Below are 25,947 nucleotides of genomic sequence, written 5' to 3' on the forward strand. Positions count from 1 at the left end.
CGCCGCCTGCAGATCCACGATGAACCCGACCCCGCCCCCGACCGCAAGTGACACCGCCGAGCGCGCCAGGCTCGACGTCGACGTGCTGGTCATCGGCGGCGGTCCGGCGGGCACCACCGCGGCCACGACGCTGGCCCGGCGGGGCTGGAAGGTCCTGCTGCTGGAGAAGGACGTGCATCCGCGCTTCCACATCGGCGAGTCGCTGCTGCCGATGAACCTGCCGATCCTCGAACGCCTCGGCGTGCTGGAGCAGGTTCGTGCGATGGGCACGCTCAAGCTCGGCGCCGATTTCCCCGTGCACGACGCCGACGACACCACCCACGTGTTCCGCTTCGACCGCGCGCTCGATCCCAAGTTCGGCTACGCCTTCCAGGTGCGCCGCTCCGAGTTCGACGCGATGCTGTTCGACAATGCGCGCGCCAACGGCGTCGACGCGCGCATGCGGGTCAAGGTCGAGTCGCTGGTCCACGATGCCGACGGGCGTCCGACGGGCGCGGTCGCGCGCGATGCCGAAGGCGACCGGCTCGATGTCACGATGCGCTACCTCGTCGATGCCAGCGGCCGCGACACGTTCCTGGGCAGCAGGCTCAAGCTCAAGCGCAAGAGCACCAAGCACCAGTCGGCGGCGATCTTCAGCCACTTCCGCGGCGTGCAGCGTCGCGATGGCGACGATGCCGGCAACATCACCGTCGACCGTTTCGAATACGGCTGGTACTGGCTGATTCCGCTCGGCGACGACGTCATGAGCGTCGGCGCGGTGTGTTTCCCCGAGTACCTCAAGCAACGCCAGGGCCTCGACAACGAGACGTTCCTGATGCGCACGCTGATGCGCACGCCGTCGGTGGCCCGGCGGATGGCCGGCGCGGAGCGCGTCGCCCCGGTCCATGCCACGGGCAACTACTCCTACGACTGCACGCGCATGACCGGCCCGGGCTGGGTCATGGCCGGCGATGCATATGCCTTCATCGATCCGGTGTTTTCCTCGGGCGTGTATCTGGGCATGAACAGTGCCGAACATGCCGCCGATGTGGTCGACGGCAGCCTGCGCGACCCCGCCTGCGAACACGCCCTGCAGCGCGCGATGGAACGTCGCCTGCGACGCGGCCTGCGCCACTTCAGCTGGTTCATCCATCGCTTCACCACGCCGGTCATGCAGCGCCTGTTCGCGGCGCCGCGCAACGACTGGCAGCTCGAGCAGGCCGTGATCTCGATGCTGGCCGGCGACGTTTTCGACAATCCCGCGGTGTTGCGCCGCCTGCGCCTGTTCCGCCTGGTCTACGCGGTCAATGCGATCGCGATCGCACCGGCGGCATTGCGCGGCTGGTTCGCGCGCCGTCGCCAGGTCCGCGCGCAGTTCCGTGGCGACACCCTGCACGAGGGCAATCCGTGAGCCTTCCCGCACCGTTGCATCCCGATCCCCTGCCCCAGCTGCGCGTCGACTACGTCGACGATGCCGCGCCGGCCGACCTGCTCGCCCGCTCCGACGTCCTCGCCGTGTTCGGCTTCGGCGATGGCGCGCCCGCGCTCGACGACCCGCGCTGGCTGCGCGTGCCGCTGCAGCCACACGGCGGCGCGCCGCTGGAAGTCTGGCGCGGCCAGGCACCGGTCCGATCGGGCCGCGACGGCGACATCGCCTGGGCGACCGACGGCCACCTGCTGTTCGGGGCGATCGAAGTCGACGAGCCCGATGGCCACACCGGCGCGGGCGACCACAGCGGCATCCTGCTGGCCGCCGAGCGCGCCTACCGCGAGATGACCCGCCACATCGGCGCGGGCGAATTTCCGCATCTGCTGCGGATCTGGAACTACCTCGACGCGATCACCCACGGCGACGGCGATGCCGAACGCTACCGCCAGTTCTGCGTGGGGCGCGCGCGCGGCCTGGGGTCGTTCGACACCGCGACGCTGCCCGCGGCCACCGCGATCGGCCGTTGCGACGACGCGCGCCGGATCCAGGTCTACTGGCTGGCCGCGCGTGTGCCCGGCACGCCGATCGAGAACCCGCGCCAGGTCAGCGCCTACCAGTACCCGCGCCAGTACGGGCCGCAGTCGCCGAGCTTCGCCCGCGCGATGCTGCCGCCGGCTGGTAGTGCGATGCCGCTGATGCTCTCGGGCACGGCCAGCGTCGTCGGCCACGCGTCGCGGCACGAGGGCGAACTGCTGGCCCAGCTCGACGAGACCTTCGCCAACTTCGACGCGCTGATCGGCTCGGCGCGCCAGCACCGCCCCGATCTGCCGGTCGCCTTCGGTCCCGGCTCGCGGTTGAAAGTCTATGTACGCGATGCGTCGGACCTGCCGGCGGTGGCCGAGGCCTTCGACGCGCGCTTCGGCGACCGCCTGCCGCGCGTGCTGCTGCATGCGGCGATCTGCCGGCGCGAGCTTGCCCTGGAGATCGACGGCGTCCACGACGTCGGCTGATCGCACCGTCGTGGGAGCGCGCTTGCGCGCGATACGTGCTCGGGGCACGCCTCTATCGGAATCGCGACCAAGGGTCGCTCCCACATCGGCCGACCTCCCTGCGACACGCCGTCGCAGGAGTTCGCCGGGTACGCAGGCGTAGAATCCGCCCCATGGCCCGACTCGATACCCGCATGCGGCGGATGCGCCGCGACGACTTCTCGCGCCGGTTGATGCGCGAATCCACGCTGACCGCCGACGATCTGATCTACCCGGTGTTCGTCCACGAGGCCGACGGCCGCGCGGCCGTGCCCTCGATGCCGGGCGTCGAGCGCCTGTCGATCGACGCGTTGCTGCGCGTCGCCGAGTCCGCCAGCGAACTGCGCATTCCCGCGCTCGCCCTGTTCCCGGTCACCGCGCCGGAGGCCAAGTCGCTCGACGCCATCGCCGCCTGGGACGACGACGGCCTGTGCCAGCGCGCGATCCGTGCGCTCAAGTCGCGGTTCCCGGAGCTGGGCGTCATCACCGACGTCGCCCTTGACCCCTACACCTCGCACGGCCAGGACGGCATCACCGACGACGCCGGCTACGTGGTCAACGACGTCACCGTCGACGCGCTGGTGCAGCAGGCCCTGAGCCACGCACGCGCCGGCGCGGACGTGGTCGCGCCCAGCGACATGATGGACGGCCGCATCGCCGCGATCCGCGAGGCGCTGGAAGCCGACGGCCACGTGCACACGCGCATCCTCAGCTACGCGGCCAAGTACGCCAGCGCGTTCTACGGCCCCTTCCGCGACGCGGTGGGATCGTCGGGCGCACTCGGCAAGGCCGACAAGTCGACCTACCAGATGGACCCGGGCAATTCGGACGAGGCGATGCGCGAGATCGCGCAGGATCTCGACCAAGGCGCCGACATGGTCATGGTCAAGCCGGGCATGCCGTACCTCGACATCGTGCGCCGCGCCAAGGACACATTCGGCGTGCCGGTGTTCGCCTACCAGGTCAGTGGCGAGTACGCGATGCTCAAGGCCGCCGCCGCCAACGGCTGGCTGGACGAGCGCAAGTGCGCGCTCGAAGCCCTGCTCGGCTTCAAGCGCGCCGGCGCCGACGGTGTGCTGACCTACTTCGCGCTCGACGCGGCGCGCTGGCTGCGCGAGGGCTGAGCGCGGCCTTTTCGTCGCAGGACGCTCCCCGCTGACGCCGCAATCTTGCCGCTAGACTGGCGCGGCGCCACCACCGGCGCGCCGCCCATCGAGCCTTCCATGTCGCCAGCCCGCCACGCCGTGTTCGGCCATCCGGTCGTCCATTCGCTGTCCCCGCGCATCCACGGCGCGTTCGGCGCGCAGACCGGGATCGCGGTTGCCTACGAGGCGATCGATGCGGGGCCGGCCACGTTCGCCGATGCGCTGGCGGCGTTCGCGGCCGCGGGCGGCACCGGCGCCAACGTGACCCTGCCGCTGAAGGAGCTGGCGTTCGACCTGGCCGCGACGCGCAGCGAGCGCGCCGAGCGGGCCGGCGCGGTCAATACGCTGGTGCGTCGCGGTGAGACCTGGCATGGCGACAACACCGACGGCGCGGGGCTGGTCCGCGATCTCACCGACCGCCGCGGGCTCGACCTGCGCGGTCGTCGCACGTTGTTGATCGGCGCAGGCGGCGCGGCGCGCGGTGTCGCGCCGGCACTGCTCGATGCCGGCATCCCCGATCTCTTCGTGGTCAACCGCACGCCGGCGCGCACCGACGCGCTGGCCGATGCCCTGGGCGAGCCGGGACGCGTCCATCCGCGCCATTTCGAACAGCTCGGCGAGCTGGGCGAGTTCGAGCTGATCATCAATGCGACGTCGGCGGGACGTGGCGGCACGTTTCCGGCGCTGCCGCGTTCGCTGGTGGGCATGCGCACCGTGGCCGTCGACCTCAGCTATGGCGAAGCCTCGGTGCCGTTCCTCGCCTGGGCACGCGCGCACGACGTGCGCGATGTCATCGACGGACTGGGCATGCTGGTCGAACAGGCCGCCGAGAGTTTCGAGCTGTGGCACGGCGTGCGACCGGAAACCGCGGCCGTGTTCGAGGCGCTGCAGGCGCGCAACGCCTCGCTGGTCACCGCGGACTGACGCGCATGGCCCTCCAGGACATCGGGATGATGATCATCGGCCAGCTGCCGGGACGCCTGCCCGTCATCATCGCGCTGGTGGTCGGACTGGTGCTGGTCGCGCAACGCCGTGCGCTGTCGCCCGCGTCGCGCAAGCTGGGCGTGCTGGGCTTCTGCGTGCTGCTGGCCGCCAACCTGCTCGGCCTGATCGCCTGGCCGCTGGCGCAGGCCTGGATCATCCATGCGGCGATGCCGGCATCGCAGATGTCGATGGCATTCGCGCTGCTGTCGGTGCCGCTGGCACTGCTCGATGCCGCCGGCCTGGTGTTGCTGGCACTGGCGATCGTGCGCCGCGCGGACTGACCCGAGTGGATTGCCGGGACGGCTGCGCGGCCTGCTGCATCGCGCCTTCGATCACGTCGCCGATTCCCGGCATGCCGGACGGCAAGCCGGCAGGCGTGGCCTGCGTGCAGCTCGACGACCGGCTGCGCTGTCGCCTGTTCGGACGGCCGGAACGACCGGCCTTCTGTGGTTCGCTGCGCCCGGCGCCCGACATGTGCGGCACATCGCGCGCCGCGGCATTCTCGACGCTCGAAGCACTGGAGCAGGCCACGGCGCCCTGAGGGCGTCTGCCCCCGTGTCCGACCTTCGCGGGCACAGCAGACGATCGACTCGAAACACCCTCCACGAAAAAGGGCGGCCGAAGCCGCCCCATCTGTGACCTGCGTGGCGCCTCAGCGGCCCTTGCGCGCGTCGTCGTTGGCCTTGCCAACTGCGCTCTGCACCTTGCCCGCGGTCTTCTGTGCCTTGCCGGCGACTTCCTTGGACGTGTTGCCGGTGACCTTGCCCGCGATTTCCTTCGCGGTGCCCTTGACCTGGTTCTTCATGCCTTCGGTGCGGTTCTTGTCCACGTGTCGACTCCAGACCTGCCGGATTGCAGGGTGGGAACGATATGCGCCCTTGCACGCAACGAAGTGGTGAAGAAACATCCGTGGTCGTGCGATTCCGCGTTGCCGCTCAGCCAGGGTTACAGAATCGGCGCCCCGCCGGTCACGGCATAGCGTCCGCCGCTCATGTAACTCGCCTCGTCGGAGGCCAGCAGTACGTAGATCGGCGCGCACTCGGCGGGCTGCCCCGGGCGCTTGAGCGGCACCTGTTCGCCGAACGAAGCGACCTCGTCGGGCGGCATGGTCGAGGGAATCAGCGGCGTCCAGATCGGGCCGGGGGCGACCGAGTTCACGCGGATGCCCTTGTCGGCCAGCAACTGCGCGAGCCCGGCGCTGAAGTTGGCGATCGCGCCCTTCGTCGTGGCGTAGGGCAGCAGCGTTTCCTTGGGCTTGTCGGAATTGATGGAACTGGTGTTGATGATCGACGCGCCCGGCTTCATGTGCGGCACAGCGGCCTTGCACAGATGGAACATCGCACTGACGTTGACCTGGAAGGTGTAGTCCCACTTGTCGTCGGGAATCTCGTCGAGCGAGGTGTAGCTCATCTGGTAGGCGGCGTTGTTGACCAGCACGTCGATGCGCCCGAACGTGTCGATGGTCTTCTGCACGATCGCCCGGCAATGCGCAGGGTCCGCAAGATCTCCCGGCACGAGTTCGCAGCGGCGACCGGCTTCTTCGACGAGGCGCTGCGTTTCGCGCGCATCCTCGTCCTCGCTCAGGTAGCTCACCAGCACGTCGGCGCCTTCGCGTGCGTAGGCCAGCGCCACCGCGCGACCGATGCCGCTGTCGCCGCCGGTGATGATGGCGACCTTGTCCTGCAGGCGGCCGCTGCCCCGGTAGCTGGATTCGCCGTGGTCGGCGGGCGGGTCGAGCTTCTTCTCGACGCCGGGCACCGGTTGCTGCTGGGCGGGCTGGTTCATCGTGGACTCCTGCGGTCGGGGGCCTGCACGCTCGCGCGTCCGCCGTCGCCCGTTCGTGAATCCCGGCGGCTCGAAGCGCTGCGTTCGCACGCGCGATGCGATGTGACCGTGCGCACGCTTGGCCGAAAGGCCAATGCCCGCATCGCGCGAAGCATGATGGTGTGTGGGCACGGGCTGCATCCCCCACGTGGCCCGCCGTCCGGCGCCGCCGGGTGTGACCGTCACGGATGGCCCGAAGGGCCGGGAGGGATGCGATGTCGCTGTACTCCGATCGCCGCGATGCGCGGCTGCTGCGCCTGCTGATGATCCTGTTCGTCTGTGCGCTGTCAGGCGCTGCACAGGCCGCCTGCCGCGATGCGGTGGTGCTGGTGCACGGCAATGCCGGCACACCGACGCAGTTCGACAACACCTACATCGAGCTGCGTGCGCGCGGCTGGCGCGAAGACGAGATCCTCCGCCCCGCCTGGGGCAGCCGCACCTGCGCGGCCTGCAATGATCACGCCGGCAGCGAAGAGATTCCGGTGCGCGATGCGCTGGTCGAGGCCATCGCGCGTTCGTGCACCGGCAAGATCGACGTCATCGCGCACTCGATGGGCGTCACCCTCGCGGCGAAGCAGATCGTCGGCTACGGCCTGGCCGGTGACGTCGATGCCTTCGTCGGCATCGCCGGTGCGTGGCGTGGCCTGTGGAGCTGCGGCAGCTATCCGTGGAACGTCGCCACCTCGACCTGCGGCGCGCAAGGCCTGTCGGTCGGCAGCCCGCTGCTGGCCTCGCTGGCGTCGAGGCCGCTTGCGATGCGCACCCACTCGATCAAGTCCTGGATCGACCAGATCGTCTGCTACGGCGGCGTGTGCACGGTGGGCGGGCGGCACAGTTCCGAGATCGACGGCGAGACCGCCAGCTACACCTTCGCCACCGGGCATTTCGGGTTGCTGACCGACACCGCGGTGTTGCAGGTCGATCTGATCGACTGACACGCCCCACGGCGTCTTCAACGCGCCGGTGCGATGCTCGCCACCTCGTCGCGCTGGAGACGCCGTCATGCCACGTCGTATCGCATTCCACAGCATGGCCGTCGCACTGCTGTCGACCGTCCTGCTCGCCGGATGTGCTGCCACGCGCGAGTCGGTGCGTCCTGTGTCGATACAGTCACCTGCGCTGCCTGCCACACCCGACGTCGCCTGGCCGCAGACCTTCGCCGCGGTGCAGGCAGCCTGGCTGTTCGAGGACCAGAAGGCCTTTGCCGACGCGGTGCCGCGCAGCGACCCGCGCATGATCGAAGCCGAGTACGCGCGCACGCACGGCGAGTCGGGTTTCGACATCCGCCGGTTCGTCGAACGCCATTTCGTGCTGCCGGCGCCGGTCACCGCCACACGCGTCGAATCGCACGACACGTTGCGCGCGCACATCGACGCGCTGTGGCCACTGCTCACGCGCACGACCCCGTCGCCCGCACCGCACGACAGTCTGCTGCCGCTGACGCAGCCCTATGTGGTGCCCGGCGGCCGCTTCCGCGAGATCTACTACTGGGATTCCTATTTCACGATGCGCGGCCTGGTCGAAAGCGGCGAGCACGCGCGGTCGCGGGCGATGCTGGAGAACTTCGCCGCGCTCATCGACACCTGGGGCCGCGTGCCCAACGGCAACCGCAGCTACTACCTCAGCCGCTCGCAGCCACCATTCTTCTCGCACATGGTGATGCTCGAGGCGCGCGACGATCCCGCGCTGCCGGTCCGCTATCTGCCGCAGTTGCGCCGCGAGCACGCGTTCTGGATGGACGGCGTCGACGCACTCGCGCCGGGCCAGGCACAGCGTCGCGTGGTGCGGCTCGCCGATGGCAGCGTGCTCAACCGCTACTGGGACGACCGCGACGCGCCGCGTCCGGAATCCTTCGTGCAGGACCGCGAGACGGCGGCTGCCGGAACGCGGCCGTATCCGCAGGTCTGGCGCGAACTGCGCGCCGGCGCGGAGAGCGGCTGGGACTACTCGAGCCGCTGGCTCGACGACCCGATGCGCCTGGACAGCATCCGCGTCACCGCCATCGCGCCGGTGGATCTCAACAGCCTGCTGCACCATCTCGAGACCACGATCGCCAGCGCCTGCGCGCAGGCCGGTGATGCCCGCTGCGCATCCGACTTCCGCGCGATGGCCGACGCGCGCCGCAAGGCGATCCACGGCCACCTGTGGCACCCCGACGGCTATTACGCCGATTACGACATCGAACGCCGCGCGCCCCGTCCCGGCATCACGGCCGCGGCGCTGTTCCCGCTGCACGCCGGCATCGCGACGGAAGCGCGTGCGCAGTCCACCGCGCGTCACGTGGCGGCGCAGCTGCTCGCCCCCGGCGGGCTGCTGACCACGCCCATCGACAGCGGGCAGCAATGGGACGCCCCCAATGTCTGGGCGCCCCTGCAATGGATCGCGGTCGACGGCCTGCGCCGCAGCGGCGGGAACGCGCTCGCCGAGACCATCGCAGCGCGCTTCGTGGCGAATGCAGGCACGCTGTTCGCGCGCGAAGGCAAGCTGGTCGAGAAATACGACGGCGACGGTGCGCTGCAGGGCGGTGGCGGTGGCGAGTATCCGCTGCAGGACGGCTTCGGCTGGTCCAACGGCGTGGTGCTGTCGCTGTTCGCGCTCTACCCGGCGCTGGAACGCGAGGTGGATCGCACGACGCGCGCGGCACGTGGCACCGCCCAGGCCGTATCCGCCACGCGTCGAGCGGTTCGCCACACGACGACGCCGCACCCGTCCGGGTGCGGCGTCGTCGGCACACGCTGCGGCTTTACTTCGCGAGGAAGTCGATCAGCGCACGATTGAACGCATCCGCGTGGCTGGCGTTGAAGCCGTGCGGCGCATCGGGCACGACGACCGCTTCGCTGCCGGCAATCGCCGCATGCGTGCGCTTGCCCGAGCCCTCGTAGGGCACGGTGCCGTCGCTGTCGCCGTGCAGGACCAGCGTCGGTACGGTGACCTTCTTCAGGTCCTCGCGGAAATCCGTCGTGCCGAAGGCCTTCATGCAGCCCAGCGCGGCGGTCTGATCGGACTGCTTGCACAGCGCGATCGCCTCCTGCCGGGTCTGCTCGTCGACCTTCAGTTCGCCGTTCGCGCTGAAGAAATCCTTGGTGAACCCGTCGAAGAAGGTATCGCGGTCCCGCTTCAGGCCGTCTTCCATTTCCTTGGCCTTGTCCTGCGTCAGCGGCCCGTCCGGGTTGTCGTCGGTCTTGAGCATGTAAGGCGGCACGGCCGCGGCGAAGACGACGCTGTGGAGACGGTCTTCGCCATGGTTGGCGATGTAGCGCGCGACTTCGCCGCCGCCCATCGAGAAGCCGACGAGGGTGACGTCGCGCAGATCAAGGTCTTCCAGCACACCGGCCAGATCGGCGGCGAGCGTGTCGTACTCGTAGCCGTCGGCCGGCTTGTCCGAGCGCCCGAAGCCGCGGCGGTCGTAGGCGACGACGCGATAACCGGCATCGCGCAGCGGGCCGGTCTGGGCCTTCCACGATTCGGCGGACAGCGGCCAACCGTGGATCAGCACGACAGGGCGGCCGGTGCCGCCGGTGTCGTCGATGTGGAGGCGCACGCGTGGGGTGGAGGGGACTGCGGACATGGGAATTCCTCTGTAAGTGGTGGAGCGGTCGGAAGCGCCATCAGCGCACCCGCGCCATACCGGCCCGGTGAAAAGACCGCGCCCGCATCGCGCGCCGTTCAGCGCAGTCGCAGCCGCATGACGTCAACTTTTCGTTGATAACGATAATTAGTCGCATTAATATTCCGATCGAACCGGCAGTCCGCCGGCATCCGTTCGAAGGAATCTCCTGTGTCCCACCGTGTCCTGCGACCCGCGAACCCGCGCGTCGTCCGCTGCGCCCTGTCCGTTTCCCTGTCACTGGTTCTGTTTCCCGCGCTGGCAGAGGACGCGCCGTCCGCGCGCACGCTCGACACGCTGGTGGTGACCGCCGACGCGTTGGACCGCGACGACAGCCGTCCGGGCACGGTGTCCACCGCGACCAAGACCGCGCTTGACCCGAAAGACGTGCCGCAGACCATCAACACGCTCGAAATGAGCAAGTCCAAGGTCTACGGCCTCAACGACCTCAGCGTGCTGCTCGATGGCACGCCGGGCGTCGACACGACCTACGACATGCGCGGCGACGGCATCCTGCTGCGCGGCTTCGAGGCCGACTCCAACGACATCTACCGCGACGGCGTGCGCGCCGCGGGCCAGGTGCGTCGCAGCACCGCCAACGTGGACCGCATCGAGATCGTCAAGGGCCCGGCGTCGGTGCTCTACGGCCGCGGCCTCGGCGGCGGCATGGTCAACCTGATCAGCAAGCAGGCGCGCTTCGACGGCATCAGCAGCGCCAACGTGCGCTTCGGCAGCTGGAACAACCAGGGCGGCACGCTCGACATCAACGAAGTGCTGTCGCCGCAGTGGGTCGTACGCCTGACTGCCGACTACGAGGAAGCCGACAGCTTCCGCCGCGGGATCGCCAACGAGAACCGCATGGTCTCGCCGAGCGTGCTGTTCGACAACGGCCGTGGCCTGACCTGGCTGGGCCAGTACACCTACGACCAGATCCACCGTGTCCCGGACCGAGCGCCGGCCTACGACGCGCTGCCGGCCGACGTGCCGCATCGCATCGCCTACGCGCATCCCGACGATTTCGTCGAGGACACGCTGCGCTCGGCGCGCTCGGTGCTCGACTACCGCATCGGCGACGACTGGTCGGTGAAGTGGACAGCGACGATGAGCGAAACCGGCCAGGACTTCGATCATCTCTATGCCGGCACCTACTGCGGTCTGGACGGTCGCCTGCTGAGCACCGGCCGTCCCTGCACCACGCGCGGGCTGATGACATTCACCCGCGCCTGGCAGGAGACCGAGAACCGCGTGCTGAGCAACACCGTCGACCTGACCGGTCGCCTGCGCACCGGCACGCTCGAACACGATCTGCTGGTCGGCATCGAGGACAGCCGCGAACAGCGCAATCCCGACCTGTCGACATCGCTCGCAAGTTCCGACCCGTCGCTGGCGTATCCGTACGGTGTGGATCCCTACAACCCGCAGTGGATCGCACCGAAGACGCCGCGTGGCGCGGCGCGCACATCCAACCGGCATCGCGCCGAATCGCAGGCGCTGTACGTGCAGGACCTGATGCATCTGGGTGATCACTGGAAGGTCCTCGCCGGCGCCCGCTTCGACCGCTTCGACTTCCGCACCACCAATCGCATCACCAGCCAGACCCGCAGCTACGACGGCACCACGCTGAGCCCGCGCGTCGGCCTGATCTGGCAGCCGGTCGAGGCGCACAGCGTGTATGCGTCCTACAGCAAGAACTTCGCGCCCTACGGCGGTCGCGGACTGATGAGCGTGGCTGTCGCCGAGAACGCGGTGTTCGACGAAGAGCCGCAGTACTCGCGGCAGATCGAGGCCGGACTCAAGAGCGACTGGCTGGACGGCCGTCTGTCGTCGTCGCTCGCGGTCTACGAGCTCGAGCTCTACAACGTGCGGTATCGCCCCGATCCCGAGAACGAGCCCTTCACCTGGGCGGTCCGCGGCAGCGAGCGTTCGCGCGGTGTCGAGGCCAGTCTGATGGGCCGTCTGGCGCGCGACTGGTACATCCGCAGCGGCTTCGGTCTGCAGGAAGCCAAGGTCGTCGAAGACAAGGTGACGCCGGCGAACGAGGACAAGTACCGCATCGGCGTGGCGCGCAGGACCGGCAACGCCTTCATCCGCTACGCCCCCGAAGGCGCGTTCTACGCCGAAGCGGGCGTGACCTATCGCGGCCCGGTGTTCAACAACGCGGCCAACACCAGCGAGCGCGCCGGCTATACGCGCTGGGACGCGTCGCTGGGCTGGCGCGTGATGCCGTGGACGGTGACGCTGGCGGTGACCAACCTCACCGACACCGACTACTGGCGTTCGACCAGCATGCCGGGCGCACCGCGCACCGCGCTGGTCAGCGTGAACTACGTGTTCTGACGCGGCGCGGGTTGCAACGGAAAACGGGCGCCTCGCGGCGCCCGTTTTTTTTGTCATCTCATACCGCGTGGATCAGAACGCGTATTCCGCGGTCAGGCCCAGCAGCGCGGTCGAGCGCTTGGGACCTTCGAACTTCACGCCGCTTACCGGATCGCGCACGTCGCCGGCCTTGGCGCGGTAGTAGTCGTAGTGCACACCGATGCTGAAGTTCTCGGTGGCATTCCAACCGGTGCCGACGCCGGCGTACCAGCTGTTGCGACCGTCGCTGCCGCCGCTTTCCAGACCGAGGTCCTGGCCGACCGAGTTGTAGTAGTCGATGTTGTTGTCCGAGGCGCGGAAGAAACCACCGCGGCCGCTGACGTACCAGGCCGGCGTCACGTTGAGGCGGGCGTTACCGCCGACCTGCCAGCCACGCAGCGCGTTGCGGTCGCTACGCTGGTTCACGTCGTCGCCGTTGTTGATGTTGCGGACCTCGATGTTGCCCAGGTCCGTGTAACCACCCTCGACACCGAGGCCGAAATTCTGCGAGAGCTTCCAGCGGTAACCGCCGACCAGGCCATAACCGGTCTTGCGGCCGTCGCGGCTCTCGAACACGTTGAAATCGCCGGTGCCGAAACGGCCGGCGGTGCCGCCGTCGGTGCGACCGACGTTACCGGCCACAAAGGCGTTGCCCTGGCCAACCTGCAGGTCCGGGCGATAGGTGTCGCCGCCGGTGCTCTGTGCGAAGGCGGTCGGTGCGCACAGCGCGGCCGCGATCGCGGCGGGAATGAGGAGCTTCTTCATCGGGGCCATCCTTTCTTGGTCTTGGATGCGCGCAAGGCGCGCGCATCTGCGGGGGAGTCGCACAACGCCAAAGGGCGTCGCGGGCCGCAGTAAAGACCGCAGAGCCTGAAGCGCACACAAACCTTCACGCGCCCTCGACGGATTCGCGTCGTCCACGTTCAAGTTGTGTTTACGCCGATGAGGAACTTCGCGGTGCGACACATCGCGCGCCTTGACGCAGGTCACGCGTACGCGACGTGCCGCACTTCGGGAACGCCTGGATCAGGGCGCCTGCACATCCGTTGCGGGCGGCGCGTCAACGCCATCGATGCGCGCTTCGATCTCGAACATGCCCGTGCCCCCGCCCAGACTTTCCACGCGCACCGCATAACGGCCGGCACGCAGCGACTGCGACAGACGCGAGTTGGTCCCCGAGCCGCCGTCATCGTCCTCGAAGTTGCCGCCCGGACCTTCGACGTACAGCACCGTGTCGAAATCTTCCGAGCGCGCTTCCAGTTCGACCTGCGCATCGCGCGGCACGTCGAGCACGAACCGGCGACCACTGGCGTTCTCGACACGCGCGACCGCAACGCGTCCGGACACCAGTGCGCTGCCGTCACCGGTGACCATGCCGCCTGGCAGCGGCGCGTACCGCACGGCGAGGTTGAAGTCGCCGCGATCGCTGCCGCCCTCGAGCGCCGCTGCATTCATCGTGTAGGTGCCCGGCTCGAGATACAGACGCAGCATCGAATCGGTGCTGCCGCCGCTGTCATCGTTCTCGGCGTCGACGCCGGGACCGCGCACGCGCAGCACCGGATCGAACACCGTCGACGCCAGCGTGATCGTGTACAGGCCGGCGCGCTCGACCTGCAGCGTGTAGTCCTGCGCCTGGCCGGTGAGCCAGTCCATGATCGCGCCCTCGCCCATCAGCGGCTTGCCGTCGTAGGCGGTGATGGTCTTGGCGGCGAGGGTGAACGGACCGAAGGCATTGGCGCCCTCACCGCTCACGGCCACCACGTAGTCGCCGTCGGCGTCCGCGCGGAATGCCAGCGCGCCGCCACTGCCCTGCGCCACCATGCGCTCGTCCTTGAACACCGCCAGCGTGCCGGACAACGCACCGGCCAGCGACACCGAGACCGCCTGGTCCTGCGTCAGCGCGATCGAGAACCGCTGATAACGACTGCCGTCGCTGTAGTTGAGGCCGCTCGACGAGGTGATCTCGCCGCGCGCCTCGCCGTCGAGGGGCAGCGGCGTGGTCTGCGTCGCATCCGCTGTGGCAGTCGCAGCCTTGTCGTCGTCTCCCGGGAACTTCACGCCACAACCCGACACCAGCAATGCAGCCGACACGGCCGCCGTCAACGCCAACACACGCATGCGATCGATCCCGGATCAAGGACGCGGCGCGTCCGGAAGCTGGATTCTCGTCGATGCACGCCGTTCCCGACAGAGGTCCAGGCCGGGTCGGGTACGATGCCCGCCCGCCTGCCGGACCCGCGCAATGCCCCACGTCCCCACGCCGCTGCTGACTCGCGACATCGCCGACGCGATGCGGTCCGCGCGCGATGCCGGGGCGTCGACGTGGCAGGGCTCGCTGGATCTCGGCCGCAGCGTCGAGGCTGTGCAGTTCGTCGACGGCTACTGGACGTGGCGCGGCAGCGCGTTCCCGTGGCCGGACGTGCTCAAGGACCGCACGATCTACGCCTTCGACGGCGATGCCTGGTCGGCGGTGTCACGCTACGGCCGCTCGCTGATCAAGCTGGTGCCCACGCAGTGGGGCACGCCGACGTTCGAGATCGACGGCATCAAGATGCTGGTGTCCGCGCGCATCGCGCCGATGGACGATGCCAGGCAGAAGGTCGCGCTGGTCGCGCCGCGCGGCAAGATCGTGCTCGACACCTGTGGCGGCCTGGGCTACTTCGCCGCGGTGTGCCTGGACGCGGGCGTGGCGCGCATCCGGTCGTTCGAGAAGAACGAGGACGTGTTGTGGCTGCGCACGCTCAACCCCTGGTCGCCGGATCCCGACTCCGCCGAGGCCGGTGGCCGCCTGCAACTCACGCAAGGCGATGTGTCGCAGGCGATCGCCGACATCGCCGACGCCAGCGTCGATGCCGTGCTGCACGACCCGCCGCGTTTCGGCATTGCCGGTGAACTCTACTCGCAGGTGTTCTACGACCATTTCGCCCGCGTGCTGCGCAAGGGCGGCCGCCTGTTCCACTACACCGGCGCGCCGAACCGCCTGACCAGCGGCCGCGATGTCCCGCGCGAAGTCGCGCGGCGGCTGGAGAAATCGGGCTTCCGGACCGAATTCGCGCTGGACGGCGTGCTCGGGGTCAAGCGCTGAGGCAGTGCGGCGGCGCGTGGCCGCCTGCCAGGCGGACGCGGTGCTCGGTATGGAACAAGGCCACCGGATGCGCGGGCATCCGGTGGCCTGAACGCAGCGCGTCGCGACACTCTGCCGGCTCCGGTCAGAACTGGTAGCGCACCCGCAGGCCGTAGGCGCGCGCATCGTTGAGGAAGCGGATGTTGAGCCGCGAGCCCACGATCGCCTTCTGCGAGACATCGTTGTCGAGCAGGTTGCTGCCGTAGAGCTCGTAGCGCCAGCGGCCGTCGAGGGACGTCAGGCCGATACCGGCATTGAGCGTGACCTCGCCGCGCTGGCGGTCCGGGAAGCCCGCCTCGGCGGCCGACTCCCCACGGACGAATTCACCGGCCTGGTCCACGTAGGCCACGTCGCGATTGTTGTACTGGGTGAGGTAGTAGGCCGAGCGATAGGAGGCCAGCAGCTGCCAGTCCAGCGAACCGAACGACAGTTCGGTCATCTGCTGCAGACGCACGTTGCCGGTGAAGCGCGACGCCAGCGGCAGCTCGTTGCCGGTCAGGTCGATCAGCGACGTCACGCCGCCGGCGGCGTAGTTCTGGCTGCGCGCATCGCCGACCGTGCCTTCCTTGATCTCGCTGTCGAGCGCCAGCGCATTGACGTGCAGCATGAAGCCGCCACCGAAGCGCGTCACGCTCTCGGCTTCGATGCCGTAGATCGCCGAACGTCCGATGTTGCGGTTGACCAGCGAGTAGCCGGCCGGCTCGCCATCGTTGTTGAGCGAGATCACCGTCAGGTCCTGGAACACCTGGTCGGTGTAGTCGTAATAGAAGGCGCTGACGTTGAAGGTGCCCGGACGTCCGAACCAGCGGTGGCTCATCTTGCTGCCGATCTCGTAGGCCTTGATCGACTCGGGACTGAAGGTCTCGGGAATCACGTTGACGTCGAAGGTGTCGTTGAAGCCGCCCGACTTGTGGCCCGTCGACACCGTGCCGTAGAGCATGTGGTCGTCGCTGAGGTCGAACTCCACACCGGCGCGCCAGTCGTTGAACTGGAAGCGGCTCTCGCCGAACTGCTGCGAGGGAATCGCATTGACCTGCACCCAGGGCTGATACGGACAATCGATGGTGTCGCCGCCGATGTCGGGACGGTCGACGCAGCCGAAGTCGCCCCCGTTCGCCACGCCGCCGATCTGCTCGGCGATGGTGTCGCGCTGGCCGTGCTGCAGGATGCCCTGCAGCAGGAAACGCGCCATGTCGGCCTGCGAGGTCAGCCCGGTGACGTCGAAGTTCGGCCGCTTCATGAAAGCGGGCCTGAAACCCTCGGTGCCCAGGCGCGTGGCGAAATCGCCGCCCTGGCCCGGCAGGCCCAGCGCCCAGTTGCCACCGATGCCGTAGCGCGATTTGGCTTCGCGCGTGCGGCGCACGCCGGCTTTCAGGCGCGTGCGGTCGTTGAGCTCGAACGTGCCGTCGGCGAACAGTGCGGTCGAACGGCCGTTGACGCGCGGCATCGTGAACTCGGTGCCCGAGAACCACGTGCCCTTGTCCGACAGCGAGAGGTAACCGACCTGCTGGTCCTCGTTGAAATGGAAAGCGCCGCCGGTCCACTGGAAGCGACCGTCGCCGGACGAGGACAAGCGCAGTTCGTGCGTGGTCGACTGCGACAGCGTTTCCCAGTACTGGGTGGAGAAGTTGTCGTAGTCGAAGCCATCCGGATTGCCTGGCCCACGCGGGCTGACATCGCGGCCCGGCCACAGGATGCCTTCGCTCGCGGCATTGGTCTGGCGGTAGTCGACGTCGCGGTAGCTGGTGTTGTACTCGGCGACGATCGGGCCGAAGTCGTAGCTCACGTTCGCCATCGCACCCCAGTTGGTGCTGTCGAGGGTGCCCTGGGCGCCACGGTAGACGACGTTACGCAGGTCCAAATCCTCGGGCGCCAGGCCCGGGCTGTCGGGGCAGGTGTCGGGGTCGGCGCTGCCGCAGGCCGCACTCCAGATGTTGGCGCCCGGATAGCCGGTGCCGCCTTCCTTGCCCATGTCGGCCATTGCGAACACGCTGAGCTTGTCGTCGGGCTGGTAGAGGAACGACACGCGGCCGCCCTTCTCGTCCTGGATGCCGGCCGGATCGAGGCGCGGATCACCGGCATTGCGGAAGGAGCTGTCCTTCTCGACCGAGTAGCCGGCGAAGCGCAACGCCGCCCAGCCGCCGAGCGGCAGGTTCAATGCGAACTCGCCGGCGCGATGATCGCGGTTGCCCGCTTCGACCTGCGCATAGCCGCCAAAGTGTTCCAGATCCGGACGCTTGGTGACGATGTTGAGCGAGCCGGCGAGCGCGTTGCGCCCGCGCAGCGTGCCCTGCGGGCCCTTGTTGATCTCGACGCGTTCGACGTCGTAGAACATGCCGCCGAGACCGCGCGGACGCGCGATGTAGGCGCCGTTGATGTGCGGCGCCGCGCCCGGATCGCCCAGCTCGGTGTTGTTGGCCGAACCCACGCCACGGATGAAGATTTCCAGGTTGCCTTCCTGGTTGGACATGCTCAGGCCCGGCACCACGGTCTGGATGTTCCGCAGCTCGTTGTTGATGCCCAGCGCGCGAGCGTCGTCCCCCGAGATCGCCTGCGCGGTGCCGGCGTACTTCTGCAGATCCTGCTCGCGGCGCTCGACGGTGACGATCACCGCATCGAGCGTCGATGCTTCGTCGGCCGCCGGCGGCGTGGTCGTGGTGGCGCCGTCCTGCGCAGCGGCGCTGAACACCATCGAGGCGAAGGCGAGCGGCGTGAGCGCGAGGCGCAGCCGCGAATGGCGAAGTCGGTCCATGTGATCCCTCCCCAGGGCGTTTCGAAACATCGGATGCGCGCGGAAACACGCGAAGGGCGCGACTGTCGGGCCCGATGACAACGCTGTCAAGTTGCAGGGCAACAGTGGCCGCGCCGATCGAGACGGAAATCGAAGACGCGTTTCGGGATCACGTGCGCAGCTGACACTGTGCAAGCGGTTGTTTCCGATTGAAGCGCTCAGTCGCGCGATCGCGACAGCAGCCCGCGTCGGCGGAACCATATCTCCGCGGGAACCGTCGTCAGCGGCGGCACCGCGGCGAGCAGTGCGATCAGCACCGCCCACAACGGCCAGCGCAGGCGGAGCCATGCGAACAGGCTGACCGCGAGGTAGAGCAGGAAGGCCGCGCCGTGCAGGCGCCCGAAGAACCAGACGCCGAGGTCGGTGGTCTGCGTGCCGTACTTGAGCAGCATGCCGACCAGCAGGCCGGCCCAGGTAAAGGCCTCGAAGAATGCGACGGCCGCGAACACGCGGCCCGTGGTGGACAAAGGGCGTGGAGACACGGGCAATCCTTCGACGGGGGCGTGCAGTCTATCGGCGTCATGCAACCGGCGATGCCGGGCGTTGACGCGGGCCTGCAGTAGGATCGCCACTCCCCCGCAACGCCGAGTCCGCCATGACGGCCACGTCCATTCCGACTCTCGACGAAGCATCGCGCCAGCGTGCGCTAGACCGCTATCACGTGCTCGACAGCCTGCCCGAAGGTGCCTTCGACGACATCGTCCAGCTCGCCGCCACGCTGTGCGGCACGCCGACCGCGCTGATCTCCCTGCTCGACCACGACCGCCAGTGGTTCAAGGCACGCACCGGCTTCGACGGCACGCAGACCGATCGCAGCATCGCGGTGTGCGATCACGCGATCCGCTCGCCCGACACGCTGATGGAGATTCCCGATCTCAGGCAGGACGCGCGCTTCGCCCACAACCCGCTGGTCGACGGCACGCAGGGCGACGCGCGGTTCTATGCCGGCATGCCGCTGGTGACACCGGACGGCGCGGCGATCGGCACGGTCTGCGTGCTCGACGACACGCCGCGGCATCTCGACGACGCGCAGCGCGCGGCGCTGCAGGCGCTCGCGCGCCTGACGATGACGCTGTTCGATGCCCGCGCCCGCGAACGTGCGCACGAACACGAAGCCTTCGTGGCGACCGTCGTCGCTGCGCCTGCGCCGGATGCGCACGCCGCGCCCGCGACGACCCACTACACGCTCGCACTGCTCGAACTGCAGGACCTCGCCGGCACCGTCGCGCGCCTGGGTGAGCGCGGCACCGAAAAGCTGCTGCAGGAACTCGATGCGGCCCTGGAAGCGGCGCTGCCGTCGGGCGGGACGGACGCGGTGAGCCGCAGCAGCGGCAGTGGCGAATACGTCGCGGTGCTGCATGGCGGCGACGCGGCGCGCACGCTCGAACGGCTGCAGGCCGAAATCTCGGCGCGTGCCCACGCACACGGGCTCCGCTTCCTCACCGGCACCACGCAGGGCACCGCCCGCGAGCACACTGGCGCGGTGTTCCTGCGCGCCGAGGCCGACCTGCTCGACCGCAAGGCGGCGCAGACACCGCACTGAGCCCGGGACCGATGCCCGGGTCACACGCGGATCACTCCCGCGTCGCCACCCTGTCGGTCCCCACCCGATCGATGGAACCGTCATGAAGATGTTGAGGATCGTGGCCGCAGGCGCCCTGAGCTATTTCGCCTACCGCAGCTGGAAGCGCAACCGCGACGCGCAGGTCGTCGAGCCGCAGCCAGCCACCCGTTCGTTGCGCGACGACGGCGCGCGCACCGCGCCGCACGGCGACCCGCTGATTGCCGAGGAAGATCTCGACGTGTCCGTGCCGCGCAGCACGTCGCATTCGAGCCCGGGATTCGGCGCGCCCTGAGGCTGCCTTGCACGCCGACCGCGCGGCATTCCTCGCGCGGTCGGCGCCGGCCCCACCGAGACGACCTGGGCGATCGGCGGATACGTGCCGGTCGCGCATCGCGCCGCGTCGATGACTCAGTCGCGCCGTATCTCCCGCCACCAGGCCTGCGTCGGCGCGGGTGCCAGCAGATCGAGACGCTCGCCCATGCGCGGCGTCGCCAAGGTCACGCCGCGATCGGCCGCCACGCGCGTGACGCGCTCGAACGGGTCGTCCCAGGCGTGCATCGCCAGATCGAAGGTGCCGTTGTGGATCGGCAGCAGCACGCGCGCGTCGAGATCCAGGTGCGCCTGCACGGTCTGCTCGGGCAGCATGTGCACGAACGCCCAGCGGTGGTCGTAGGCGCCGGTTTCCACGGCCGCCACGTCGAACGGTCCGAAGCGCCGGCCGATCTCGGCGAACCCGTCGAAGTAGCCGGTGTCGCCACTGAAGAACACCTTGAGCCCGGCGTCGCCCGGTGCGCGCGCGGGATCCTCGATCACCCACGACGCCCACAGCGTGCGGTCACCGTCGAACAGTCCGCGTCCGGAAAAGTGCTGCGCCGGCGTCGTGGTGAAACGCAGCCCGTCGATCTCCACGTCCTGCCACCAGTCGAACTGGCGCACCTTCTCGCGCGGTACGCCCCAGGCGATCAGCCGGTCGCCGACACCCAGCGGCGTCAGGAACACGTCGGCCCGTTCGCCCAGCGCGACGACGGTCTCGCGGTCGAGATGGTCGTAGTGGTCATGCGACAGCACCACGCCACGCAGCGGCGGCAGGTCCGCGAGCGCGATCGGCGGTGCATGCCAGCGTCGGGGACCGGCGAATGACACCGGCGACGCGCGCTCGGCGAACACCGGGTCGGTGATCCAGAAGCCGCCGCGCAGCTTGAGCAGCAAGGTCGAGTGGCCCAGGCGCCAGAGACTGCGGTCCGGCGCGGGGGCGAGTGCATCCCGTGTCAGCGGCTGCACCGGCGTCGGCAGCGGCGGCGTGGTGCCGCCTGGCTTGTTGAACATGAAGTCCCACCAGAGCTTCATGCCCTTGGCGAAGCCCATCGGCGGACGCGGCGTGGGATTGGTGAACCGGCCGTCGCCGGCCTGCGGCGAGGCTGCGTAGTCGGCGACGGGCTGGCTGGTGCGGACGTAGGACAGGGTGCAGGCGCTCACGGCGAAGACTCCAAGGACGAGGGCGGACAGCAGGCCGGCACGTCGCAGACGACGGGAACGCGGGTGTGCGGCGTGCGATGGGCGGGACATGGCGGGATCCGGGCAAGAACTACACCGTGCAGTGTAATTATGCGATCCGGAAAGTAAACCCCCCGGTGTAAACTTGCCGCATGGCCCGCGCAGACGACATCCCGACCCGCCTCACCGACCGCAAGCGCGCGGCGATTCTCGAGGCGGCCGTGGCCGAGTTCCGCAGCGCCGGCTACGAGGCGACCACGATGGACCGCATCGCCGCGGCCGCCGGCGTGTCCAAGCGCACCGTCTACAACCACTTCCCCAGCAAGGACGCGCTGTTCCTGCGCATCCTCGAAGAGATGTTCGCGCGTGGCATCGGCGGCCCCGACCTCGCCTATCGCGCCGACCGCCCGCTGCGCGCGCAGCTGATGGAACTGGTCGAACAGAAACTGCGCCTGCTCGACGATCCGCATTTCGTCGATCTCGCACGTGTCGCCATCGCCGCCGGCCTGCATTCGCCCACGCTGGCGCGCGACATGCTCGAGCGTCTGGGCGACCGCGAGGAAGGCATCACGACCTGGGTACGCGCCGCGGCCGCCGACGGCCGCCTGAAGACCGACGACCCGCTGTTCGCCGCGATGCAGTTGCAGGCGTTGGTGAAAGGCCCCGCGTTCTGGCCGCAGATGTCGATGGGCCAGCCGGCGCTGGATGCCGCGCAGCAGCGGCAGGTCGCCGACGGCGCGGTCGACATGTTCTTGGCGCGCTACGGCTGAAACGCCGGTCTCAGGTTTCCGGCGAGCCGTAACGCAGCCACAGGCTGGCCATGCGTTCGTCCTCGAACACGCGGGCATCGAGCCCGGCGCCCATGGCCGACAGCACGCAGTACTCGACCGTGTCGAGCCCATGCGGTTTGACGTGGGCGATGCGCAACTGTCCCAGCCGCGGTCCGATCTCGGCGACCAGCTGCTTCCACTGCGCCTCCGACATCGCCGGGCCGCGCAGCTCGTCGATCAGCAGCAACAGCTGCGCCGGTCGGTCTTCGATCGCGTCGGCGATCGCGTTCCAGTACGCCACGGCGTTGTCGAACGACGCGGTACCGCGCACGCGGACGTAGAGCAGGCCGCCGGCCTGGCGGCTGACATCGATGGCGGGATCCTCGTGCCGCATCTGCCTCTCCCCTCGTCAGCTGGAACAGCCTACCGGGCAACTCCTCCCGGGCAACGTCGTCGCCAGCGTCCCGCGGACACCGGCGCGCAACGCTCACGCCTGCATCAGGGCCCGCACTGCCACTGGCCCTGGATGCTGCGGCTGGCCCCGTCGGCGCGCAGGTAGGTCAGCGTCGCCGGGCGCGGCGGGGACTCGCCGCCACCGATGGCCTCGCCGGTCTCCTTGATGCGGATGGTCTTGACCTGACCGGTGAAGGTGGGATTCCGCGTCATGCCATTGAAACCGCCCGGCGCGCGCACCGGCTCCACATAACCGGCGACCTTGACCACGCCCTGCGCCGGCGAGTCGCTGCCGACATCGCCCTTGGCAAGCAGCAGCGGCTGCGCACCCGCTTCGGCGAAACTGCAGGCGAGTTCGCCGGCCAGCGCGGCTTGCGTCATGTCTGCCTCGGTCAGCACGTCGAGCCGGATCTCCGAACCGTCGCCGCCGTTCGTGTCTCCGCCCGCCGCGTCAGATGCGGGCGCGGCGGCGGGCGCGTCGACCGGCGCCGGTGCCGGTGACGGCGCAGGCGATGGCGCCTGCGGATCGGCCGTGGCCGCGTCGGGGGCCGAAGGCGCACACGCGGTCAGCGCCGCAGCGGACACCAGCGCGCAGGCGAGCGCCTTCGCGATCGACGCGACGCGGAACGGTTGCAGGATGTCGGACATCGAAAACCTCTTCGGTGGAATCGCGCGGACGCGATGCGGGTCTCAAGGGTGCGTGCGCGGAGCTTCGCGCCTTGTGAAACACCCGGCACCCGGCTGATCCCGCGCGACGGCATGACACCCGCACATGCCGCGCTCGCGCCATGGGAGCCGCGGCGATACTCTGGCGCGATCCACGCGGCGGCGCCGGTCCGGTGTCGGCGCCTCCGCATTCCACGCTTCCGCGAGCCCGCCTTGACCTCTCCGTTTTCCAACAGCATCGCCGGCGTGCGGGATACCCAGCGGGTGGAGATGGCGCTGGCCGCGGGCGCGATCCTCGGCACCTGGTTCTGGGACGTCGTGCGCGACCGGGTCACCGTCGACACCGCCCTCGCCCATGCGTTCGGGCTGGACCCGGCCGAGGCGGGCCGCGAGCTGCCGCTGTCGGCCCTGCTCGCCTCGGTACACCCGGACGACCTCGCCGGGCTGCAGACCGCGATCGCAGCCGCGCTCGCCCGCGGCAGCGGTTACGAACACCAGTACCGCGTGCGCAATGCCGAAGGCGAATACCGCTGGATCGAGGCCTTCGGCCGCGTCGACGTCGATGGCGCGGGTACCGCTACCGGGTTCCACGGCGTGCTGATCGACATCGAGGAACGTCGCCGCATCGAGGCCGAGCGCGACGAGGCCCAGACCCTGCTGCGCTCCTTCGTCGAGGCCGCGCCCGGCGTGGTGTATGCCAAGGATCGCGGTGGCCGGATCGTCATCGGCAACCACGGCACGACCGAACTGATCGGCCGGCCGCCCGAGGCCTATATCGGTCGTACCGATGCCGAACTGCTGGCCGATGCCGCGCAGGCCGCCGAGATCATGGCGACCGACGAACGCATCATGTCGAGTGGCCAGTCCGAGCAGCTCGAGGAACTGGTGAGTTTTCCCGATGGCCGACGCGCCTGGTGGCTGTCGACGAAGGCGCCGCTGCGCGCTGCCGACGGCACCGTCGTCGGACTGGTCGGCACTTCGCTGGACATCACCGACCGCAAGGCCGTAGAAGCGCGGCATCGCGAGATCGAGGAGCGCTACCGGCTGGCCGCCCGCGCCACCAACGACGCGATCTGGGACTGGCGCATCATCGACGGACAGGTGATCTGGAACGAGGCGCTGGCCACGCTGTTCGGCCACACGGTCACCGTGTCCGACGCGCAGTGGTGGCTCGACCACATCCACTCCGACGACCGCGCGCGCATCGACACCAACATCCACGCGATCATCGAAGGCGACGGCACGGCGTGGACGGACGAGTACCGGTTCCGCCGCGCCGACGGTAGTTACGCCTCGGTGCTCGATCGCGGCACCGTGCTGCGCGGCGACGGGGGCGAGCCGCTGCGCATGATCGGCGCGATGCTCGACCTGTCGGCAAGCAAGGCGGCCGCCGCTGCGCTTGCGGAGAGCGAAGAGCGCCTGCGTCTGGCCACCGAGGCCGGCGACATGGGCTTCTGGGACGTCGACCTGGTCAACGACGTGCTGATCTGGCCCGCGCGCATGAAGGCGATGTTCGGCATCTCGCCGGACGCGCCGATCTCGATGCAGGATTTCTACGACGGCCTGCATCCCGACGATCACGACGCCACCGTGGCCGCCTTCCGCGCGGCCGCCGATCCCGCACAGCGCGCGCTCTACGACATCGAATACCGCACGGTCGGCAAGGAAGACGGCGTCGTGCGCTGGGTCGCCGCCAAAGGACGCGGCCTGTTCGACGGCGGGCGCTGCACGCGCGTGCTGGGCGTGGCCATCGACGTCACCGCGCGCCGCGCGGCCGATGCGCGGCTGCAGGAGCTCAACGAACGGCTGGAGACGCGCGTCCGCGAGGAAGTCGCCGAGCGCACGCGTGTCGAGGACGCACTGCGCCAGAGCCAGAAGATGGAGGCCGTCGGCCAGCTCACCGGCGGCATCGCCCACGACTTCAACAACATGCTGGCGACGATCATCGGCCCGCTGGATCTGCTGTCCAAACGCATCGGCGAGGACGACGTGCGCGCGCGCCGCTACATCGACACCGCGATCGACGGCGCCACGCGCGCCGCGCAGCTGGTGCGGCGCCTGCTCGCCTTCGCACGCCAGCAGCCGCTCCAGCCCGAGGCCGTGGACGCGAACCGCCTGATCGTCGACATGTCCGACTTGCTCGAACGCTCGCTGGTGGCCGGCATCCGCATGGACACACGACTGGCCGACGATCTGTGGCTGGCGCACGTGGACGCCAACCAGCTCGAGAACGTGATCCTCAATCTCGTGGTCAACGCCCGCGATGCGATGCCCGGCGGCGGACGCCTGACGATCGAAACGGGGAACTGCCGGCTCGAAGACACGCTCGATGTCGACCTGCAGGATGTGCCTGGCGGGGAGTACGTGCTCATCACCGTGCGCGACACCGGCACCGGCATGACGCCGGCGGTGATGGCCAAGGCCTTCGATCCGTTCTACACGACCAAGCCCGTCGGTCAGGGCACCGGCCTCGGCCTGTCGCAGGTCTACGGCTTCGTCAAACAGTCCTCGGGCCACCTGAAGCTGTGGTCCGCGCCGGATGAGGGCACCGTGTTCAAGGTGTATCTGCCGCGCTGGATAGACCGCGCCGGTTGACGGACGGCTGTGTCGGCATCCCGCCCAACGCCGGGATGCATCGTCTCCCTGCAATCCGATGCCGGGATCAAAGGCCATCCGTTTCGCGCCTCCGACAGGACGCAAGACGGTCAACGCAATGCCGCCACGTCGCCGATCA

The 25,947-nt window shown here is 69.1% G+C and carries 24 protein-coding genes; 14 read left to right on the plus strand and 10 right to left on the minus strand.

Going from position 1 to position 25,947, the window contains the following annotated elements; translation table 11 throughout:
* Nucleotides 1–19 precede the first annotated feature (19 nt).
* The 6 genes from E2F49_RS09890 (at nt 20) to E2F49_RS16385 (ending at nt 5,106) form a co-directional block, all read left to right on the plus strand.
* Nucleotides 20–1,390, plus strand: a complete 1,371-nt coding sequence (locus E2F49_RS09890) for an NAD(P)/FAD-dependent oxidoreductase (RefSeq protein ID WP_133393738.1) — start codon at nt 20–22, stop codon at nt 1,388–1,390.
* Complete coding sequence (locus E2F49_RS09895; protein ID WP_165971189.1) at nt 1,387–2,418, plus strand: chorismate transformation FkbO/Hyg5 family protein; 1,032 nt, start codon at nt 1,387–1,389, stop codon at nt 2,416–2,418. The genes E2F49_RS09890 and E2F49_RS09895 overlap by 4 nt, the downstream gene beginning before the upstream one ends.
* Before the next feature lie 152 nt (nt 2,419–2,570).
* Entirely contained in the window at nt 2,571–3,560 is a 990-nt protein-coding gene (gene hemB / locus E2F49_RS09900) for a porphobilinogen synthase (RefSeq protein ID WP_133393739.1), read from the plus strand.
* A 99-nt stretch (nt 3,561–3,659) separates the two neighbouring features.
* A complete protein-coding gene (gene aroE, locus E2F49_RS09905; protein ID WP_133393740.1) occupies nt 3,660–4,505 on the plus strand; it encodes a shikimate dehydrogenase in 846 nt (281 codons plus the stop codon).
* A 5-nt stretch (nt 4,506–4,510) separates the two neighbouring features.
* Nucleotides 4,511–4,846, plus strand: a complete 336-nt coding sequence (locus E2F49_RS16380) for a hypothetical protein (RefSeq protein WP_165971190.1) — start codon at nt 4,511–4,513, stop codon at nt 4,844–4,846.
* 5 nt (nt 4,847–4,851) lie between these two features.
* Nucleotides 4,852–5,106, plus strand: coding sequence for a YkgJ family cysteine cluster protein (locus E2F49_RS16385; RefSeq protein WP_165971191.1), 255 nt, complete (start codon nt 4,852–4,854; stop codon nt 5,104–5,106).
* Between the two features lie 111 nt (nt 5,107–5,217).
* Here the strand turns inward: E2F49_RS16385 and E2F49_RS09915 are convergent, their stop codons facing one another.
* Together E2F49_RS09915 and E2F49_RS09920 are read right to left on the minus strand one after the other, a co-directional pair.
* Nucleotides 5,218–5,394 (minus strand): CsbD family protein, encoded by a 177-nt coding sequence (locus E2F49_RS09915; protein WP_082387666.1) that lies wholly within the window; start codon nt 5,392–5,394, stop codon nt 5,218–5,220.
* A 116-nt stretch (nt 5,395–5,510) separates the two neighbouring features.
* Complete coding sequence (locus E2F49_RS09920; protein WP_133393742.1) at nt 5,511–6,350, minus strand: SDR family oxidoreductase; 840 nt, start codon at nt 6,348–6,350, stop codon at nt 5,511–5,513.
* A 254-nt stretch (nt 6,351–6,604) separates the two neighbouring features.
* On the opposite strand from E2F49_RS09920, the gene E2F49_RS09925 reads away from it, so the two are divergent.
* Together E2F49_RS09925 and treA are read left to right on the plus strand one after the other, a co-directional pair.
* On the plus strand, nt 6,605–7,324 hold the full coding sequence (locus E2F49_RS09925) for an alpha/beta hydrolase family protein (RefSeq protein ID WP_133393743.1): 720 nt from the start codon (nt 6,605–6,607) through the stop codon (nt 7,322–7,324).
* 67 nt (nt 7,325–7,391) lie between these two features.
* Nucleotides 7,392–9,167, plus strand: coding sequence for an alpha,alpha-trehalase TreA (gene treA, locus E2F49_RS09930; protein ID WP_133393744.1), 1,776 nt, complete (start codon nt 7,392–7,394; stop codon nt 9,165–9,167).
* Here the strand turns inward: treA and E2F49_RS09935 are convergent.
* Nucleotides 9,133–9,957, minus strand: coding sequence for an alpha/beta fold hydrolase (locus E2F49_RS09935; RefSeq protein WP_133393745.1), 825 nt, complete (start codon nt 9,955–9,957; stop codon nt 9,133–9,135). The genes treA and E2F49_RS09935 overlap by 35 nt on opposite strands.
* A 210-nt stretch (nt 9,958–10,167) precedes the next feature.
* Here E2F49_RS09935 and E2F49_RS09940 point away from each other — a divergent pair, with 210 nt between their 5' ends.
* Nucleotides 10,168–12,333: a TonB-dependent receptor gene (locus E2F49_RS09940; protein WP_133393746.1), complete on the plus strand. Its 2,166-nt coding sequence runs from the start codon at nt 10,168–10,170 to the stop codon at nt 12,331–12,333.
* A gap of 72 nt (nt 12,334–12,405) precedes the next feature.
* Here E2F49_RS09940 and E2F49_RS09945 read toward each other — a convergent pair whose 3' ends face one another.
* Together E2F49_RS09945 and E2F49_RS09950 are read right to left on the minus strand one after the other, a co-directional pair.
* On the minus strand, nt 12,406–13,116 hold the full coding sequence (locus tag E2F49_RS09945) for an outer membrane protein (protein WP_165971192.1): 711 nt from the start codon (nt 13,114–13,116) through the stop codon (nt 12,406–12,408).
* 261 nt (nt 13,117–13,377) lie between these two features.
* A complete protein-coding gene (locus tag E2F49_RS09950; protein ID WP_133393748.1) occupies nt 13,378–14,469 on the minus strand; it encodes an ABC transporter substrate-binding protein in 1,092 nt (363 codons plus the stop codon).
* A 124-nt stretch (nt 14,470–14,593) separates the two neighbouring features.
* On the opposite strand from E2F49_RS09950, the gene E2F49_RS09955 reads away from it, so the two are divergent.
* Nucleotides 14,594–15,436, plus strand: a complete 843-nt coding sequence (locus E2F49_RS09955) for a class I SAM-dependent methyltransferase (protein ID WP_133393749.1) — start codon at nt 14,594–14,596, stop codon at nt 15,434–15,436.
* A gap of 124 nt (nt 15,437–15,560) precedes the next feature.
* On the opposite strand, the gene E2F49_RS09960 is transcribed toward E2F49_RS09955, so the two are convergent.
* Both E2F49_RS09960 and E2F49_RS09965 read right to left on the minus strand, forming a co-directional pair.
* Nucleotides 15,561–18,227: a TonB-dependent receptor gene (locus E2F49_RS09960; protein ID WP_133393750.1), complete on the minus strand. Its 2,667-nt coding sequence runs from the start codon at nt 18,225–18,227 to the stop codon at nt 15,561–15,563.
* Nucleotides 18,228–18,424: 197 nt separating this feature from the next.
* The gene (locus E2F49_RS09965) at nt 18,425–18,733 is read right to left on the minus strand and encodes a DUF3817 domain-containing protein (RefSeq protein ID WP_133394101.1); all 309 of its coding nucleotides are present in this window, start codon (nt 18,731–18,733) and stop codon (nt 18,425–18,427) included.
* A gap of 128 nt (nt 18,734–18,861) precedes the next feature.
* On the opposite strand from E2F49_RS09965, the gene E2F49_RS09970 reads away from it, so the two are divergent.
* Entirely contained in the window at nt 18,862–19,809 is a 948-nt protein-coding gene (locus E2F49_RS09970; RefSeq protein WP_133393751.1) for a GAF domain-containing protein, read from the plus strand.
* 82 nt (nt 19,810–19,891) lie between these two features.
* Nucleotides 19,892–20,122 (plus strand): hypothetical protein, encoded by a 231-nt coding sequence (locus tag E2F49_RS09975; RefSeq protein WP_133393752.1) that lies wholly within the window; start codon nt 19,892–19,894, stop codon nt 20,120–20,122.
* A gap of 116 nt (nt 20,123–20,238) precedes the next feature.
* Here the strand turns inward: E2F49_RS09975 and E2F49_RS09980 are convergent, their stop codons facing one another.
* Nucleotides 20,239–21,396, minus strand: a complete 1,158-nt coding sequence (locus tag E2F49_RS09980) for an MBL fold metallo-hydrolase (RefSeq protein WP_133393753.1) — start codon at nt 21,394–21,396, stop codon at nt 20,239–20,241.
* Nucleotides 21,397–21,476: 80 nt separating this feature from the next.
* Here E2F49_RS09980 and E2F49_RS09985 point away from each other — a divergent pair, with 80 nt between their 5' ends.
* Entirely contained in the window at nt 21,477–22,094 is a 618-nt protein-coding gene (locus E2F49_RS09985; RefSeq protein WP_133393754.1) for a TetR/AcrR family transcriptional regulator, read from the plus strand.
* 10 nt (nt 22,095–22,104) lie between these two features.
* Here E2F49_RS09985 and E2F49_RS09990 read toward each other — a convergent pair whose 3' ends face one another.
* Entirely contained in the window at nt 22,105–22,488 is a 384-nt protein-coding gene (locus E2F49_RS09990; protein ID WP_133393755.1) for a hypothetical protein, read from the minus strand.
* 104 nt (nt 22,489–22,592) lie between these two features.
* On the minus strand, nt 22,593–23,195 hold the full coding sequence (locus E2F49_RS09995) for a hypothetical protein (protein WP_133393756.1): 603 nt from the start codon (nt 23,193–23,195) through the stop codon (nt 22,593–22,595).
* A gap of 231 nt (nt 23,196–23,426) precedes the next feature.
* On the opposite strand from E2F49_RS09995, the gene E2F49_RS10000 reads away from it, so the two are divergent.
* Complete coding sequence (locus E2F49_RS10000; RefSeq protein ID WP_243713561.1) at nt 23,427–25,808, plus strand: PAS domain-containing protein; 2,382 nt, start codon at nt 23,427–23,429, stop codon at nt 25,806–25,808.
* Nucleotides 25,809–25,947: the final 139 nt, after the last annotated feature.

The organism is Luteimonas terrae, assembly GCF_004358165.1.
GTDB classification, from domain to species: Bacteria; Pseudomonadota; Gammaproteobacteria; order Xanthomonadales; family Xanthomonadaceae; genus Luteimonas; species Luteimonas terrae.

Coding starts and splice junctions, on each gene's coding strand:
- E2F49_RS09890 (WP_133393738.1), top strand. CDS start 20: ATGAACCCGACCCCGCCCCCGACCGCAAGTGACACCGCCGAGCGCGCC.
- hemB (WP_133393739.1), top strand. CDS start 2,571: ATGGCCCGACTCGATACCCGCATGCGGCGGATGCGCCGCGACGACTTC.
- aroE (WP_133393740.1), top strand. CDS start 3,660: ATGTCGCCAGCCCGCCACGCCGTGTTCGGCCATCCGGTCGTCCATTCG.
- E2F49_RS16380 (WP_165971190.1), top strand. CDS start 4,511: ATGGCCCTCCAGGACATCGGGATGATGATCATCGGCCAGCTGCCGGGA.
- E2F49_RS09920 (WP_133393742.1), bottom strand. CDS start 6,350: ATGAACCAGCCCGCCCAGCAGCAACCGGTGCCCGGCGTCGAGAAGAAG.
- E2F49_RS09925 (WP_133393743.1), top strand. CDS start 6,605: ATGTCGCTGTACTCCGATCGCCGCGATGCGCGGCTGCTGCGCCTGCTG.
- treA (WP_133393744.1), top strand. CDS start 7,392: ATGCCACGTCGTATCGCATTCCACAGCATGGCCGTCGCACTGCTGTCG.
- E2F49_RS09935 (WP_133393745.1), bottom strand. CDS start 9,957: ATGTCCGCAGTCCCCTCCACCCCACGCGTGCGCCTCCACATCGACGAC.
- E2F49_RS09945 (WP_165971192.1), bottom strand. CDS start 13,116: ATGAAGAAGCTCCTCATTCCCGCCGCGATCGCGGCCGCGCTGTGCGCA.
- E2F49_RS09950 (WP_133393748.1), bottom strand. CDS start 14,469: ATGCGTGTGTTGGCGTTGACGGCGGCCGTGTCGGCTGCATTGCTGGTG.
- E2F49_RS09955 (WP_133393749.1), top strand. CDS start 14,594: ATGCCCCACGTCCCCACGCCGCTGCTGACTCGCGACATCGCCGACGCG.
- E2F49_RS09960 (WP_133393750.1), bottom strand. CDS start 18,227: ATGGACCGACTTCGCCATTCGCGGCTGCGCCTCGCGCTCACGCCGCTC.
- E2F49_RS09970 (WP_133393751.1), top strand. CDS start 18,862: ATGACGGCCACGTCCATTCCGACTCTCGACGAAGCATCGCGCCAGCGT.
- E2F49_RS09975 (WP_133393752.1), top strand. CDS start 19,892: ATGAAGATGTTGAGGATCGTGGCCGCAGGCGCCCTGAGCTATTTCGCC.
- E2F49_RS09980 (WP_133393753.1), bottom strand. CDS start 21,396: ATGTCCCGCCCATCGCACGCCGCACACCCGCGTTCCCGTCGTCTGCGA.
- E2F49_RS09985 (WP_133393754.1), top strand. CDS start 21,477: ATGGCCCGCGCAGACGACATCCCGACCCGCCTCACCGACCGCAAGCGC.
- E2F49_RS09990 (WP_133393755.1), bottom strand. CDS start 22,488: ATGCGGCACGAGGATCCCGCCATCGATGTCAGCCGCCAGGCCGGCGGC.
- E2F49_RS09995 (WP_133393756.1), bottom strand. CDS start 23,195: ATGTCCGACATCCTGCAACCGTTCCGCGTCGCGTCGATCGCGAAGGCG.